This window comes from Streptomyces sp. NPDC058221, from assembly GCF_042882365.1.
Taxonomy (GTDB): Bacteria; Actinomycetota; Actinomycetes; order Streptomycetales; family Streptomycetaceae; genus Streptomyces.
On record NZ_JBHVWF010000185.1, the window covers coordinates 1 to 13,698 of the forward strand.

Genomic DNA, 13,698 nt, shown 5'->3' on the forward strand with positions numbered 1-13,698 from the left:
CACACACGGGGGCCCTGGTTCCGGTACGTACCGGAACCAGGGCCCCCGTGTGTGCGGGCCGTCCGGCCGGGTCAGCCGCGCAGTCCCGTTCCCAGCGGGGCCGCCGCGGGGCCGGGCTCCGGCTCGGGCTCGCTGTGGTCCAGGGTGGGCAGCCGGGACAGCCCGCGCGGGATGCGCCAGTTCCGCTCCCCGAGCAGCGCCATCACTGAGGGCAGCAGCACCATCCGTACGATCGTCGCGTCCAGGAGCACCGCGACGGCCAGGCCGACACCCATCTGCTGCATGTCCTGCATGGACAGCGTCCCGAAGACCGCGAAGACCGCCACCATGATCACGGCCGCGCCGGTCACCGCTCCCGCCGTCCGCCGGATGCCCTCGTCGATCGCGGCCCGGGTGCCGAGTCCGCGCCCGTGGGCCTCGCGGATCCGGGAGACCACGAAGACGTGGTAGTCCATCGAGAGCCCGAACAGGACGACGAGGACGAACAGCGGCATCCAGGACTCGATCGCGCCGACGCCCTCCGAGCCGATCAGCGAGGCGCCCCAGCCGTGCTGGAAGACGGCGACCATCACTCCGTATGCGGCGGCCACCGAGAGCAGGTTGAGCAGGATCGCGGTCACGGCGATGACGTAGCTGCGGAAGCAGAACAGCATCACCAGGAAGGTCACCACGGCGATGAAGAGGAAGACGGGGACGATGCCGCGCTTCAGCTGGTCGTTGAAGTCGGTGGACCCGGCCACCTCACCGGTCACATAGGAACGGGCGCCCGTTGCGTCGAACGCGGCAGGCAGCTTCTTCTCGCGCAGTTCGGTCAGATCGGATTCGCCGTGGGGCAGCGGGACCTCGATCTCCGCGACGTTCTGCGCCCGGTGGACGGTGACCTTGTCGAAGCCGGCGAGTGCCTTGCGTACGGCGGGGGCCTCGATGTTGTCCGCCTCGACGACCACCTGGGCCGGGGCGGGGCCGCCGGGGAAGGTGTCGCTGATGTGCCGGTAGGCGACCGACAGCTGGGAGTCCGAGCCGAACTGCTTCTCCAGGCCGAGCTCCTCGGTCTTCATACCGGCGGCGGGCGCTGCCAGCACGAGCAGGACGACGACCGAGAGGGCGGCGAAGAACTTGGGCCTGTTCAGGACGGGCCGCAGCAGCTTGCCGGCGATCCCGCCGCTCTGCTTCGTACCCCGGGTACCGTGTGCACCCCGCTCGGCGCGCCGGTTCAGCAGCGGCACCCGTCCGGCGTCGATCCGGTCGCCGAGCCAGGACAGCAGGGCGGGCAGTACCGTCACGGAGCCCATCATCGCGATGAAGACCACGATGATCGTGGCGAGGGCGAAGCCCTTGAACAGCAGGAGTCCGGACAGGAACATGCCGGCCATCGCGACCATGACGGTCAGCCCGGACACCAGGACGGAGCGGCCGCTGGTCGCCGCGGCGATCCGCAGCGCCGTCTCGGCATCCCGTCCCGCGGCCCGCTCGTCCCGCTCGCGCCGCAGGTAGAAGAGGCAGTAGTCGACGCCGACGGCGAAGCCCATCAGGAACATCACGGAGTACGTGGTCTGGAAGAGATGCAACTGGTGGCTGGCGAGCGAGAGCAGGCCGAAGGCGGCCATGCACGCGGTCAGCGCGAGCCCGACGGGCAGCAGGGCCGCGACCACGGCGCCGAAGGCGACCAGCAGAATGCCCAGCGCCAGGGGCACGGCGGTGAACTCGGCCTTCATGAAGTCGTCGGAGAGCAGATCGCCGAGCCACTTCCCCGCGCTGGCGTCGCCGAACTGGTGGACCGTGACGTCCTTCCGATCCTTCTGGACCCCGTCCACGGCGTCCAGGACCGGCTGCACCCGGTCGGACGCGGTGGCCGCGTCCCCCTTCATCTCGAAGGTGATCAGTGCGTCCTTGCCGTCCTTGGACGCGACCGGCGCCGCGAGGCCCGTCACCTCACCGGTCCTGCCGAGGGCCGTGGTCAGCTCCCGGGCCGCGGTCCGCCAGCCGTCCGGCTGCGCCGACGACACCATGACCAGCTCGCCCGCCCGGTGGCTGAGGCCGGCGTCGGAGAGGATCTGCTCGGCGCGGGCCGAGTCGCCCGCGCCGTTCTCCGCGTCGGTCATCTCGACCATGCCCGACGCACCGCCGATGCCCGCGGCGAGCACGACGAAGAGCAGCCAGCTGAGAATGGCCGTCTTTCGATGGTGTGCGCTCCACACACCGATACGTGCCGCGAGATTACGCCTCATGGCGTGTTCGCCCCCTGAAATCGTCGTTGGAAGAGTCGTCGGAGAAGACACGTCGAATCTAGGAACGCGGGCCCCGCCGCCCCAGCCGTCGGGACCCCCACTCCGCGTGACGTAGGGCGAGGTCACGGGGGTGGTGCTGGGTACACCCCCGCTGGGTGGCGGAACGGCTGACGGTGCGGCCGCCCGACGCGTCAGACTGTGTGCGGACCGGGGCTGCCACGAGTGCCGGCAAGGGACGAAGGACCGATATGAACACGTCGCACGGACGGATAAGGGCCGCACTGCTGGCCGCTGGGCGCGGACTGGCGCTGTCGTTCGCCTCGATCGTCGGGTCGGTCACGCTGTTCGTCCTGGCGGTGCTCTCCATCGCCTTCATCCCGCTGGGTATCGGTCTGGTCACCACCCCGTACGTGATGTCGGCGGTCCGCAAGCACGCCAATCAGCGCCGGCTGCTGGCGATCACCTGGTCGGACGTCCGCATCCCGGTGCCGTACCGGCCGTTCCCCGAGGATGTCCGCAGCGGCTTCACCGGGCAGGTGGAGCGGACCGGGCTGCTGATGAAGGACCCGGCGACCTGGCGGGACATGCAGTGGCTCCTGGTCGACATGACGGCCGGCTACGTGGTGTCGATCGTGGCGGCGGCGCTGATGCTCTACCCGGTGGAGGGTTTCGTCCTGGCGGCGGGACTGTGGCGGGTCTTCACGGACGACCGGTACTGGTACGCGTTCGTCCCGGTCGACAGCCAGGCGACGGGGCTCGCCGCCGCCGCGCTCGGGGTGGCGCTCTTCGCGACCGGTGTGCTGCTGAGCGAGCGGCTGCTGCAGGCGCACTTCATGATCGCCCGCTCGGTGCTGGCCCCCACCCATGAGCAGGAGCTGGCCCTGCGCATCGACCGGCTGACCGAGACCCGGCACGAGGCGGTCGACACCGCGGCCTCGGAGCTGCGCCGCATCGAACGGGATCTGCACGACGGGGCGCAGGCCCGGCTGGTCGCCATGGGCATGAATCTGGGGACCGTCGAGGCGCTGATCGAGAAGGACCCGGCCCAGGCGAAGAAGCTTCTGGCGATGGCCCGCGAATCGTCCGCGGAGGCGCTCACGGAACTGCGTGATCTGGTGCGCGGTATCCACCCGCCGGTTCTCGCCGAGCGCGGGCTCGGGGACGCGGTCAAGGCGCTGGCGCTGCGGATGCCCATCGGCACCGAGGTCGAGGTGGAACTGGGCGGCCGGGCGGAGGCACCGGTCGAGTCGGCCGCGTACTTCGCGGTCAGCGAGCTCCTGACGAATGCCGCGAAGCACTCGGGCGCGGACCGGATCTGGGTGGATCTGCACCATGCCGACCACATGCTGAGGGTCTCCGTCACGGACAACGGAAAGGGCGGTGCGGCGGCCGGATCGGGCTCGGGCCTGAGCGGAGTCGAACGCCGACTCGGTACATTCGACGGCATCATGGCCGTCAGCAGCCCCGCGGGCGGTCCCACCATGGTGACCATGGAGATCCCTTGCGAGTTGTCCTAGCCGAAGATCTCTTTCTGTTGCGCGACGGCCTGGTGCGCATGCTGGAGGCGTACGACTTCGAGATCGCGGCCGCCGTCGAGACCGGACCGGAACTGACCCGAGCACTCGCCGAGTTGAAGCCGGATGTCGCCGTTGTCGACGTCCGGCTTCCGCCGTCCCACACGGACGAGGGCTTGCAGTGCGCGCTGGCGGCCCGCCGGGACAGACCGGGCCTGCCGGTGCTGGTGCTCTCCCAGCACGTGGAGCAGTTGTACGCGCGCGAGCTGCTGGCCGACGGCAACGGCGCCATCGGCTATCTGCTCAAGGACCGGGTCTTCGACGCCGACCAGTTCATCGACGCGGTGCGCCGGGTGGCGGCGGGCGGTACCGCGATGGATCCGCAGGTGATCTCGCAGCTGCTGTCGCGGCGTTCGCAGGACAAGCCGATGGGCGGGCTGACGCCGCGCGAGCGCGAGGTCATGGAACAGATGGCCCAGGGCCGTTCGAACGCGGCGATCGCCTCGCACATGGTGATCACGGAGCGGGCGGTGGCCAAGCACACCTCGAACATCTTCGGGAAGCTCGGCCTGCCGCCCTCCGACGACGACAACCGCCGCGTTCTTGCGGTACTCGCGTATCTGGACCGGGGTTAGGACGTCCGGGCGCGGGTCAGGGCGCGGTGGTGAGGTGCAGTGTCGTCGCCCCCAGATACGGCTTCGCCCTGGACTCCAGCACCTTGACCCGCACCGCGGACGCGGTGACGGACGCGGGCAGCGGCAGGATGCGCTCGTGCCCGATGGTGGTGCCCTCGGCGATCCGCTGCCACGTTCCCTCGATCCGGGCCTCGACGGCGAACTTCTCCACCCGCTGCCCGTGCCGGATGTCCTCACGGACGGCGACCCGGTCGAAGGTGTAGGGGCCCGGGCCCTGCTTGCGTACGTCGGAGCCGTAGACCCGGTTCCGGTCGGCGCCGAAAGCGGTCAGTGAGGCGACGTCCTCGTCGGCGATCCGGCCGTCCGGCGCGGGCGGGACGTTGAGCAGGAGCGAGGCGTTGCGGCCGACGCTCTTCTCGTACAGGTCCATCAACTGCGCTGCTGTCCTGGGCTTTTCGTCGGGGTGGTAGAACCAGCCGGGGCGGTTGGAGACGTCGGCCTCGGCCGGGTACCACTGCAGGTAGTTGATGTCCGGGTCGAGGAGCCTGTCCCGGGAGCCGATGTCGGGGTCGGTCGAGTCGTTGGGGAGGCTGCCCAGGCCCGTCCATGGATCGGTGGTGTGCGGGGTGACGCTCCACTCGGTCTCCCGGGCGGTGCCGGACTCGTTGCCGACCCAGCGCACGCCCTGCGGGCCCTGGAAGACGACGGTGTTCGGCGACAGCGCCTTGACCATGTCGAACCACTGCCTGACGTCGTATTTCTGCGTGATGCCGGAGTCGGACCAGGGGTTGGCGCCGTCCAGCCACAGCTCCTCGACCGGGCCGTACTGGGTGAAGATCTCGTACAGCTGGTTGAGGTAGTACGCGTCGTAGTCGTCGGCCTTCACCTTGAAGGTGGGCAGCTTGCCGCTCTTCACCCGGGCGGCGCGGTCGTCGCCGGGGACGAGGGTGGGAATGGTGCGCTCGGTGACGGCGCTGCCGTTGCCGAAGCGGCCCTGACCGGCGGGCGCGCGGTCACCGTCCTCCAGCGCCATCTGCTCGGGCAGGCTCAGGGTTTCACCCTCGGCCTGCTTGGCGCGGATCTTCTCGACCCACTCGGCGTGCCAGGCGTGCGGGAGTTCGGCGCCGTCGGAGGGCGAGAGGTAGAGGCCGACCTTCAGGCCCGCCTTGCGGGCGGCCTTCACATAGAGGGCGACGACATCGGGGCTGCCGGGGCTGAGGGCGACCGAGTGGTCCGTGTAGCGGCTGGGGTAGAGGACGAAGCCGTCGTGGTGCTTGACGGTGAGCATCACCTGTTTGATGCCGGCGGCCTTGTAGGCGCGCATCCACTGGTCGGCGTCGATGCTCTTCGGCGCGAAGAGCTTCTCGTCCTCCGTGCCGGATCCCCATTCGCGGCCGGTGAAGGTGTTCATCCCGAAGTGCGTGAAGGCGGTGACGTCCCGCTGCTGCCAGGCCAGTTGACCCGGAGTGGGGACGATGTTCGCCGCCTTCTCGATGATCCGTTCGGGGCTGTCGCACGCTTCGACCGTCATCTGCGACGCGGGTCTCACCGGCGCACTGCAGGGGGCGGCGGGCTGCGCGGACTGCTGCGCCGTGGCCTGTACGGGGATGAGCGCGGCGGCGGCCGCCAGTGCGAGCGCACTGAGCACATGCGGGCGTCGTGCCATGGTTCCCTCCCATTCCCGACCACGAGTGGTCGGATCTCTTGGGTGTCGACGCGTGCATGGTGCCGCAAGGAACGCCCGCCGGGAAGGGCGCCTGCCAGATACGTCCTATCTATTGTGCGTAAAGTCCAAGTGCTCACCCCATCCGGTCAGCTGTCCGGCCAGCCGTCCGGTCGGCCGTCCGGTCAGCCGTTGATCCAGCTCGCCGCATCGAGTCGGAAGGCTTCTGCTCTCCCGGGCAGCCCGGCCCGGAGTGACCATCGCACGATTCGCTCGTTCAGCTGAATGTGCGCCCACTGCCAGAGGTACCCTCAGCCGCCGCCCCGGTCGATGCGGAGCAGGCCGAGGCCTCGCTCGTCGCGCACTACCCGCGACTGGTCCGGATCGGCTATCTCGTCCTGCCGCCCTCACTGAGCCGCAGCCGGCGCGTGCTCACCGCGCACGCGCTGGCCCAACGGGCCCTGCAGTCCGCGCGCAGGGCCGGTCCGGCGGACGGCCCGGACGTTCCGCTGCCGCGTCATGCCGGCCGCGCGGCACCACCCGGTTCCGGCTACGCGTACGTCCGACGGCAGGTGCTGCGCCGTTCGCTGGCGGCGGGGAGGCCATGGCGGTTGCGGGCGCGGCGCGCCCCACTGCCGTCCGCCCTTCCGCTGGTCTGGGGGCTGCGGCTGTTCCCGCACTCCGGCGGGGCGGATGAACTCGCGCTGGAGCAGCGGCTGTCCGCGGTCGGCGGGCCGGGGCGTGCCGCGTTCGTGTTGCGTGGTCTGGAGTCGCTCGCGGACGGCGAGGTCCGGCGGGAGCTCGCCGCCGCGGGGGTGGCGGACCCGCATGCGGCGCTGCGGGCGGCGGACGGGGTGTCGGCGCCCTACGCGCTGCTGGCCTCACCCGAGTTCGATCCGTGCTCGCTGCACGCAAGGCCGCCGGATCTGGCCCGCCGCCGCAGATATGTGCGGGCCGCACTGGCCGCCACCGCCGCGCTGCTGGTGTGCGGGACGCTGCTGGGGCTGCCCGGCAACGGATGGGGACGCGGGGCGCTGTCCGCACCGTCGTACGCGCGCAATCCGGCCGCCGAGGAGGCCCTGGATCCGGGGGCGTTGCGAGTGGTGACGGCCGCGTTCTGGCGGCGTTCGCCGCGCACCGACTTCACCGCCTGGCCCACCCGCGGCGACCGCACGGAGGACACCGGGCTGCTGCGGCGGGCGCTGACGGTATGGGCGCGGCCGGGCGGCGGGGTGCGGACGTCTGCGACGCCGCGGACGCCGGCGGGGCCGCCGATGGGGGCTCCGCAGCTGCTGTACGCGGGCGAGGTGGGCGCGTCCGCGGTGGTGCTGTTCTACGACGGGCTGCGCGTCGTGCGGTACGCGGAACCCCGTAACGCGGATCCGTCCGAGGGCGCGGCGCTCGACTTCGCGCGGGTCGACGGGGCGGACAGCGCCTCGGCGGGCGCCCTCGTGGTGGAACGTTCCAAGGGCCGGGTCCGCTATCTGACGGCGCCCTGGGTGCGGAAGGTGTCGGTACGTGATCTGCTCGCCCCGGACCACGCGCCGCGCGCACTGCGCCGCGCCCCGGACGGGGTGACCGACGCGGTGGCCGCCCCGGCGGCCACGGGCGGCTGCCGGTCCTGGGACGCAGTCCAGCTGGCCGACGGCACCACGGACCGGCTGGTGACGGATCTCGGTGAACTCGCCCCGGCCCGGCTGACCTCGGGCCCGCCCTCGAAGCCGCACGATGTGGCGGGCCGGGCGGAGCTGGAGAGCTGGGCGCGGACCGCGTGTCTGCTGCCGGCGGTGCGTTCGCACGGCGTGCGGTCGGTGAACTCGTGGGCGTACGCGACGCAGCCGCTGCCCGAGGGGGGCGGTTCGGCCCGCTGGCTGTGCACCCGGGCGGAGACCTGGCGCGGCTCCGGGAGCCGGGTCCTCGCCCAGTTCCAGGCACCGTCCGCACGGCCGCCGGGGAAGCGGCCCCCGGGAGCGGTCGCGGCGCGCTCCGAGGACTCGCCCGCGTGCGGGACGCGCACTCCGCGGGTTCTTGCGGGCGTGCTGTGGAAGTCGCACGGCGGCCGTTGGTACGTGCTCGCGGCGGGCAGTGAGCAGTTCACCTCGCTGACCACGTCGGGCGGGGTGACGGGGAGCGCGCGGGGGCGGCTGCTCGCGGTGCCGGCCAGGGCGGGTGACCGGGCGCGGCTGAACGGGCTGCTGGCGGACGGCAGTCGGGTCGGGGCGCTGCGGTGAGCCGGCCCGTCGGGAACGGGCTCAGGAATTCGTCGCATGCCCCTGTCCCCCCGGCCTACCCCTCAGTACATTGACAACATGTCTAACACGCAGCCAGCGGCGGTCGCGTCGGAGCGGATCGCGCTCAAGGCCCGCCGGGTCTCCTTCGCCTGGGACAGGACGCCCCTGCACTGGGTGCCCGGCGACCCGTTCACCACGCACACCATCAACGTGCTCCATCTGCTGCTTCCGGCGGGGGAACGCTGGTTCATCCACGTGTACCGCCAGGTGCTCCCGTACATCCACGACGATCAGCTGCGCGAGGACGTCATCGGGTTCATCGGCCAGGAGGCGATGCACTCCCAGGCCCATGACGACGTGCTCCCGCATCTGAAGGAGCTGGGCCTCGACCCGACCCCGTACACGGCCCAGGTCGACTGGCTCTTCGAGAAGCTGCTCGGCGACCGGACGCTGCCGCCGGGCCGCGCGCGCAGGTGGTGGCTGATGGAGCGGGTGGCGACGATCGCGGCGATCGAGCACTACACCGCGTTCCTCGGTGACTGGATCCTGAACGCCGAGGAGCTGGACCGGCACGGCGCCGACCCCACGATGCTCGATCTGCTGCGCTGGCACGGCGCGGAGGAGGTCGAGCACCGGTCGGTCGCCTTCGATGTGTTCATGCATGTCGACGGTGGGTACCGGCGGCGGGTGCGGACCTGGGCGACGGCGTTCTCCGCACTGGCCTTCCTCTGGCAGCGCGGTGCCCGGTTCTTCATGGAGAACGACCCGAGCCTGCTGGACGGCAAGGCGTCCTTCCGGCAGTTCTACGGCAGCGGCAGGCGCGGCACCCTGCCCAGCACCCCGTCGATGCTGCGCTCCATCCCTCGCTATCTGAGCCGCGGTTACCACCCCACGCAGGAGGGCAGCACGGCGCAGGCCGTCGAATATCTCGCCCACTCGCCCGCCGCTGTCGCCGCCGAGGCCCGCACGACGGAGGCCCCCTGACCATGCCGCGCTCCCTCCCCCTCCCCCGGCTGCGTACCGTCGTCGCGGTGGCCGGCGCCGCGCTGCTCGCCAAGCGGGCGATGCGCCGGCGCATCGAGAAGTCCCCGCTGTGGCCGCTGCCGGCGCTCGACGAGCCCGTCTCGGGCCATTCCCTGCGCCGTTCGACCACCGGCCGGCGGCTGGTCGTCACCGAGCGGACCACTCCGGCGGACGGTGTCGTACTGCTCCGCCTGGAGGGTTCCGGCCTGCCGCGCTGGGAGCCCGGCGCCCATCTGGACCTGGTGCTGCCGTCCGGTCTGGTCCGCCAGTACTCGCTGTGCGGCGACCCGGCCGACCCGGACACGTACACCGTCGCGACCCGTCTCGCCGAGGACGGCCGGGGCGGCTCCAAGGAAGTACACGAACTGCTCCACGCAGGCCGGGAGATCGAGATCCGCGGTCCGCGCAACCGCTTCCCGCTGGCGGACGCACCCGCGTACCTGTTCGTCGCGGGCGGTATCGGCATCACGCCGATCCTGCCGATGCTGCGCGCACTCGCCGCCTCCGGAGCGGACTGGCGGCTGCTGTACGGAGGCCGCAGCCGGGCGACGATGCCGTTCCTCGACGAGATCGGGCAGTTGGACGCGGACGGCGGCCGGGTCACCGTCGTACCGCAGGACGAGGCGGGCCATCCGGATGTCGCGGCGGCGCTGGCCGGTGCGGCGCCGGGCACGGCGGTCCACTGCTGCGGACCCGGGCCCCTGATGGACGCGGTCGCCGCCGCACTCCCGCCCGGCTGCACCCTGCACCTGGAGCGCTTCGCCGCGGCACCGAAGGACGCCACCGGCTCCGCCCCCTTCGAGGTGGAGCTGCGCCGCTCCGGCCGCACGGTCGCCGTGGCGGCCGGCCAGTCGGCGCTGGCCGCGGTGCGCGACGAACTGCCGCACATCGCGTACTCCTGCGAGCAGGGCTTCTGCGGTACGTGTCAACAGCGCGTCCTGGAGGGCGAGGTGGACCACCGGGACGATCTGCTCGACGCGTCGGAGCGGGCGGAATCGATGCTGCTCTGCGTGTCGCGGTGCCGGGGCGAGCGGCTGGTGCTGGACCTGTAGACGCCGGCCGGGGACCCGGGGGCCGAGCCCCGGCCGGGCCGGTCGGTACCCTGTTCCTCATGACGACCGGGGTACGGCGCAGGATGGGCGTCGAGGAGCGCAGGCAGCAGCTGATCGGTGTCGCGCTGGAGTTGTTCAGTCACCGCTCACCGGACGAGGTGTCGATCGACGAGATCGCGGCCGCCGCCGGAATCTCGCGGCCGCTGGTCTACCACTACTTCCCGGGCAAGCAGAGCCTGTACGAGGCGGCGTTGCGGCGGGCGGCCGACGAGCTGGCGACCCGCTTCCTGGAACCGCGCGAAGGCCCCCTGGGTGCACGGCTGTTGCGGGTGATGGGGCGGTTCTTCGACTTCGTCGACGAGCACGGTCCGGGCTTCGCCGCGCTGATGCGGGGCGGCCCGGCCGTGGGCTCGTCGACGGCGAACGCGATGATCGACGGCGTCCGGCAGGCGGCCTGCGAGCAGATCCTGGCCCATCTGGGGGTCGAGGAACCCCCGGCCCGGCTGGAGTTGGTCGTCCGGTCCTGGGTGTCACTCGCCGAGTCGACGGCCCTGATCTGGCTGGACGGGCGCCATATCCCGCGCGTGGAGCTGGAGTTGCAGCTGGTGCACGACTTCGCGGCGCTGGCCGCTGTGAGCGCCGCGTACGACGGGGAGATGGCGGGCATCGTGCTGCGGATTCTGGCGCAGGAGCCGGAGGACGGCCCGTTCGGGGAGCTGCTGGTGCGGCTCTCCGCGCTGGCCCCCGCCGTGCCGGCCGTGCCCCCGCAGCGGCTGCCCTGACACCGAAGGGCTGTCCCGCCGGGGGACAGCCCTCAGGGATCAGATCTTGCGGTAGGAGGCGTCGAGGTCACGCGCCTCGACCGAGAGGTGCAGGGTCAGCCCGGCAGCGGACCGAACATGGGCCACCAGCAGGTCCCGTACGGATTCCGTGAGCCGGGCCTTCACCTCGGGTGTGCGGCCGGCCAGCAGCGAGATGTCGACGTGCACGAGCGCGTCACCGCCGGGCGCGTCCGCCACCACGACCTCTTCGACCCGGCGGAACCGGGTCTTGCAGGCGGCGATCTTCGTGCTGACGGTCTCGGCGACCAGCGGGTGCAGCGCCGCCACGAAGCCGCCGCGGTCGAAGGCGTCGTCGAGTTCGGCGGAGTAGTCGATGGCGATCTGCGGCATGGCGGGCTCCTCGGCGGGAAGGACGGGCGGGACGCCACCACCCTTCCCGGGTCGGAAGAGGCGCACAAGCGGGATTCACTATGTGAGCAGTTCGCCCTGCAGGGCGAGGGCGAGGCCGGCTTCCGCACTGTCCCTGCGGCCGCGGTCGAAGGCCCGCTGATAGGCGGCGTCGCCGACGGACTCGCGGGCCTGGCGTTCGCAGGCCTCGCGCAGCGGGCCGAGCTCGGGGGTGCCGCGCTGGGGGTGGCCGACCATCCGCCAGTAGACCTGTCCGGTGCCGTACACCCGGGCGGCGTACGCGCCCTCGCCCTGGGCGGCGACCGCGGCGGCCAGGATGTCCAGGCCGAGTGCGATGCCGAAGCTGTCGCGGAGGCGGTGCTTGCCGGCGAGCATGGACCGGGCGTGCACGGCGGCCGCATCGGCGCGGCCCTGGAGCAGGGCGATCAGTGCGAGCTGGTAGTCGACGTAGCTGCGGGTCCAGCATTCGTCCTGCGCCTCGCAGGCCGCGCGCAGGACGACCGCTGCCTCCGCGGCCTCGTCCAGGCGGCCGAGGCCGGTGAGCGCGAAGACGGTGATCAGGTGGCAGCGCAGCCGGTAGGCCGATTCGAGCGGTGTGCCGGCCTCGGTGCTGCGCAGCACCCGGGCCGCCACCTGCAGGCTGAGTTCGGGCCGGCCGGTCATCAGGTGGGTGAGGCCGCGCAGATACGCGGCGGCGAGTACGCCTTCGTCCGGCCCGTCGTCGGCCGCCGCCCGTACGCACTCCTCACCGATCCGTTCAGCGGCCGGGTAGTCGCCCTGGAGCATCACGCAGATGCCGAGCACCCACAGGGCGCGGGTGCGGTGGGGGCCCCGGTCCGGGCCGACGTCCAGGGCTCGCTGGGCGTAGCCGCGGGTCTGCGGCAGGTGGCCGCAGCAGCACCAGAAGAAGCCGATCCGGCCGGCCATCTCCTGGGCGGCGGCGGTGTCGTGGGCGAGCAGGTGGTCAAGGGCAGCGCACAGGTCGGCGTGCGAGTCGGCGATGCGGTGGTACCAGCTGATCTGGTCGTCGCCGGTCCACCCCGCGTGGGCGTTGCGGGCCAGTCGCAGGAAGCAGGCGGCGTGCCGGTCGGCCGCGGCGCGTTCCTCGCCGAGTTCGGCCAGCCACATCCGGCCGTATTCGCGGATGGTGTCCAGCATGCGGTGGCGTACGCCGTCGTGCGTGACGACGGACTTCGCCACCAGACCCCGCAGCGCTGTGCGGACCCCGTCCCCGGTGAGCGGTCCCCCGGCGCAGACCTCGCCGGCCACGGCCTCGTCGAAGTCGCCGCGCAGCACGGTGAGCCGGGCCCAGAGCAGCCGCTCCAGCGGGGTGCACAGCTCGTGGCTCCAGCCGATGGTGGTGCGCAGGGTGCGGTGGCGCCGGGGCCGGATCGACGCGTCGGCGAGCAGGTCGAGGCGGGAGCCGATCCGCAGTGCGATCTCTTCGACGGTGTGCCGGCCGGTGCCGGCCGCCGCGAGTTCGATGGCGAGCGGAATACCTTCGAGGCGGCGGCAGATCTCGGCGGCGGCGGCGGTGCCCGGGGCGTCGAGGGCGGTGCCAGGGGCTGCCGCCGCGGCCCGCTCGCGGAACAGGGTGAGGGCGTCGCTGTCTCCCTCGACGGGCAGCGGCTCCACCTGGACGACCTGTTCGCCCTTGATGTCGAGGGGCTGTCTGCTGGTGGCGAGCACGGTGAGTGCGGGCGAGGTGGTGAGGATCTCGCCGAGGAGGTGGGCGCAGGCGGGGCGCAGGTGCTCGCAGGAGTCCAGGACGAGCAGCAGCTGTTTGTCGGCGAGCCACTCGCACAGCACGTCCATGGGCATCCGCAGGGTGTGGTCGCTGAGCCCGACGGCGTCGGAGACGGTGGCCAGGAGCAGCCCGTCGTCATGGAGCGGGGCGAGGTCGGCCCACCAGACGCCGTCGCGGTAGCCCGGTTCCGCGCGGCCGGCCGCGCGGACCGCCAGCCGGGTCTTGCCGACCCCGCCGCTGCCGGTGAGGGTGGTCAGCCGGCCGGCGGCGAGGGCGTGTTCGATCAGGTCCAGCTCCGCCTTCCGTCCGACAAAGCTCGTGGTCTCCTCGGGGATGTAGCTCACCATCGTCACCGTGCCTGAACAGGTGGAGAGGCCGGGCCCCGTTCCCCGCGCCCGGCACGGCACCTGCGGGC

10 protein-coding genes are annotated in these 13,698 nt (G+C 72.0%); 6 read left to right on the plus strand and 4 right to left on the minus strand.

Annotated features, from left to right (window positions below; translation table 11 throughout):
* Positions 1-71 precede the first annotated feature (71 nt).
* Complete coding sequence (locus tag ACFVW8_RS34965; RefSeq protein ID WP_389697292.1) at positions 72-2,228, minus strand: MMPL family transporter; 2,157 nt, start codon at positions 2,226-2,228, stop codon at positions 72-74.
* A 248-nt stretch (positions 2,229-2,476) separates the two neighbouring features.
* On the opposite strand from ACFVW8_RS34965, the gene ACFVW8_RS34970 reads away from it, so the two are divergent.
* Both ACFVW8_RS34970 and ACFVW8_RS34975 read left to right on the plus strand, forming a co-directional pair.
* Positions 2,477-3,745 (plus strand): sensor domain-containing protein, encoded by a 1,269-nt coding sequence (locus ACFVW8_RS34970; RefSeq protein ID WP_389697294.1) that lies wholly within the window; start codon positions 2,477-2,479, stop codon positions 3,743-3,745.
* Positions 3,730-4,377, plus strand: a complete 648-nt coding sequence (locus tag ACFVW8_RS34975; protein WP_389697296.1) for a LuxR C-terminal-related transcriptional regulator — start codon at positions 3,730-3,732, stop codon at positions 4,375-4,377. Before ACFVW8_RS34970 ends, ACFVW8_RS34975 begins: the two co-directional genes overlap by 16 nt.
* A 16-nt stretch (positions 4,378-4,393) precedes the next feature.
* Here the strand turns inward: ACFVW8_RS34975 and ACFVW8_RS34980 are convergent, their stop codons facing one another.
* Positions 4,394-6,043 (minus strand): alpha-L-fucosidase, encoded by a 1,650-nt coding sequence (locus ACFVW8_RS34980; protein ID WP_389697297.1) that lies wholly within the window; start codon positions 6,041-6,043, stop codon positions 4,394-4,396.
* A gap of 284 nt (positions 6,044-6,327) precedes the next feature.
* Here ACFVW8_RS34980 and ACFVW8_RS34985 point away from each other — a divergent pair, with 284 nt between their 5' ends.
* From ACFVW8_RS34985 to ACFVW8_RS35000, 4 genes are all read left to right on the plus strand, one after another.
* Complete coding sequence (locus ACFVW8_RS34985; protein ID WP_389697299.1) at positions 6,328-8,271, plus strand: hypothetical protein; 1,944 nt, start codon at positions 6,328-6,330, stop codon at positions 8,269-8,271.
* 78 nt (positions 8,272-8,349) lie between these two features.
* Positions 8,350-9,255: a metal-dependent hydrolase gene (locus ACFVW8_RS34990; RefSeq protein ID WP_389697301.1), complete on the plus strand. Its 906-nt coding sequence runs from the start codon at positions 8,350-8,352 to the stop codon at positions 9,253-9,255.
* A gap of 2 nt (positions 9,256-9,257) precedes the next feature.
* The gene (locus ACFVW8_RS34995) at positions 9,258-10,346 is read left to right on the plus strand and encodes a PDR/VanB family oxidoreductase (RefSeq protein WP_389697303.1); all 1,089 of its coding nucleotides are present in this window, start codon (positions 9,258-9,260) and stop codon (positions 10,344-10,346) included.
* Between the two features lie 59 nt (positions 10,347-10,405).
* Positions 10,406-11,128 carry a TetR/AcrR family transcriptional regulator gene (locus tag ACFVW8_RS35000; protein WP_389697305.1) on the plus strand — a complete coding sequence of 241 codons (723 nt, stop codon included), beginning with the start codon at positions 10,406-10,408 and terminating at the stop codon, positions 11,126-11,128.
* A gap of 39 nt (positions 11,129-11,167) precedes the next feature.
* Here the strand turns inward: ACFVW8_RS35000 and ACFVW8_RS35005 are convergent, their stop codons facing one another.
* Both ACFVW8_RS35005 and ACFVW8_RS35010 read right to left on the minus strand, forming a co-directional pair.
* Positions 11,168-11,518 carry a 5-carboxymethyl-2-hydroxymuconate Delta-isomerase gene (locus ACFVW8_RS35005; RefSeq protein WP_389697307.1) on the minus strand — a complete coding sequence of 117 codons (351 nt, stop codon included), beginning with the start codon at positions 11,516-11,518 and terminating at the stop codon, positions 11,168-11,170.
* A gap of 78 nt (positions 11,519-11,596) precedes the next feature.
* Positions 11,597-13,630, minus strand: coding sequence for an ATP-binding protein (locus ACFVW8_RS35010; RefSeq protein WP_389697309.1), 2,034 nt, complete (start codon positions 13,628-13,630; stop codon positions 11,597-11,599).
* Positions 13,631-13,698: the final 68 nt, after the last annotated feature.

Coding starts and splice junctions, on each gene's coding strand:
- ACFVW8_RS34980 (WP_389697297.1), bottom strand. CDS start 6,043: ATGGCACGACGCCCGCATGTGCTCAGTGCGCTCGCACTGGCGGCCGCC.
- ACFVW8_RS34990 (WP_389697301.1), top strand. CDS start 8,350: ATGTCTAACACGCAGCCAGCGGCGGTCGCGTCGGAGCGGATCGCGCTC.
- ACFVW8_RS35000 (WP_389697305.1), top strand. CDS start 10,406: ATGACGACCGGGGTACGGCGCAGGATGGGCGTCGAGGAGCGCAGGCAG.
- ACFVW8_RS35010 (WP_389697309.1), bottom strand. CDS start 13,630: ATGGTGAGCTACATCCCCGAGGAGACCACGAGCTTTGTCGGACGGAAG.
- ACFVW8_RS34995 (WP_389697303.1), top strand. CDS start 9,258: ATGCCGCGCTCCCTCCCCCTCCCCCGGCTGCGTACCGTCGTCGCGGTG.
- ACFVW8_RS34965 (WP_389697292.1), bottom strand. CDS start 2,228: ATGAGGCGTAATCTCGCGGCACGTATCGGTGTGTGGAGCGCACACCAT.
- ACFVW8_RS34970 (WP_389697294.1), top strand. CDS start 2,477: ATGAACACGTCGCACGGACGGATAAGGGCCGCACTGCTGGCCGCTGGG.
- ACFVW8_RS35005 (WP_389697307.1), bottom strand. CDS start 11,518: ATGCCGCAGATCGCCATCGACTACTCCGCCGAACTCGACGACGCCTTC.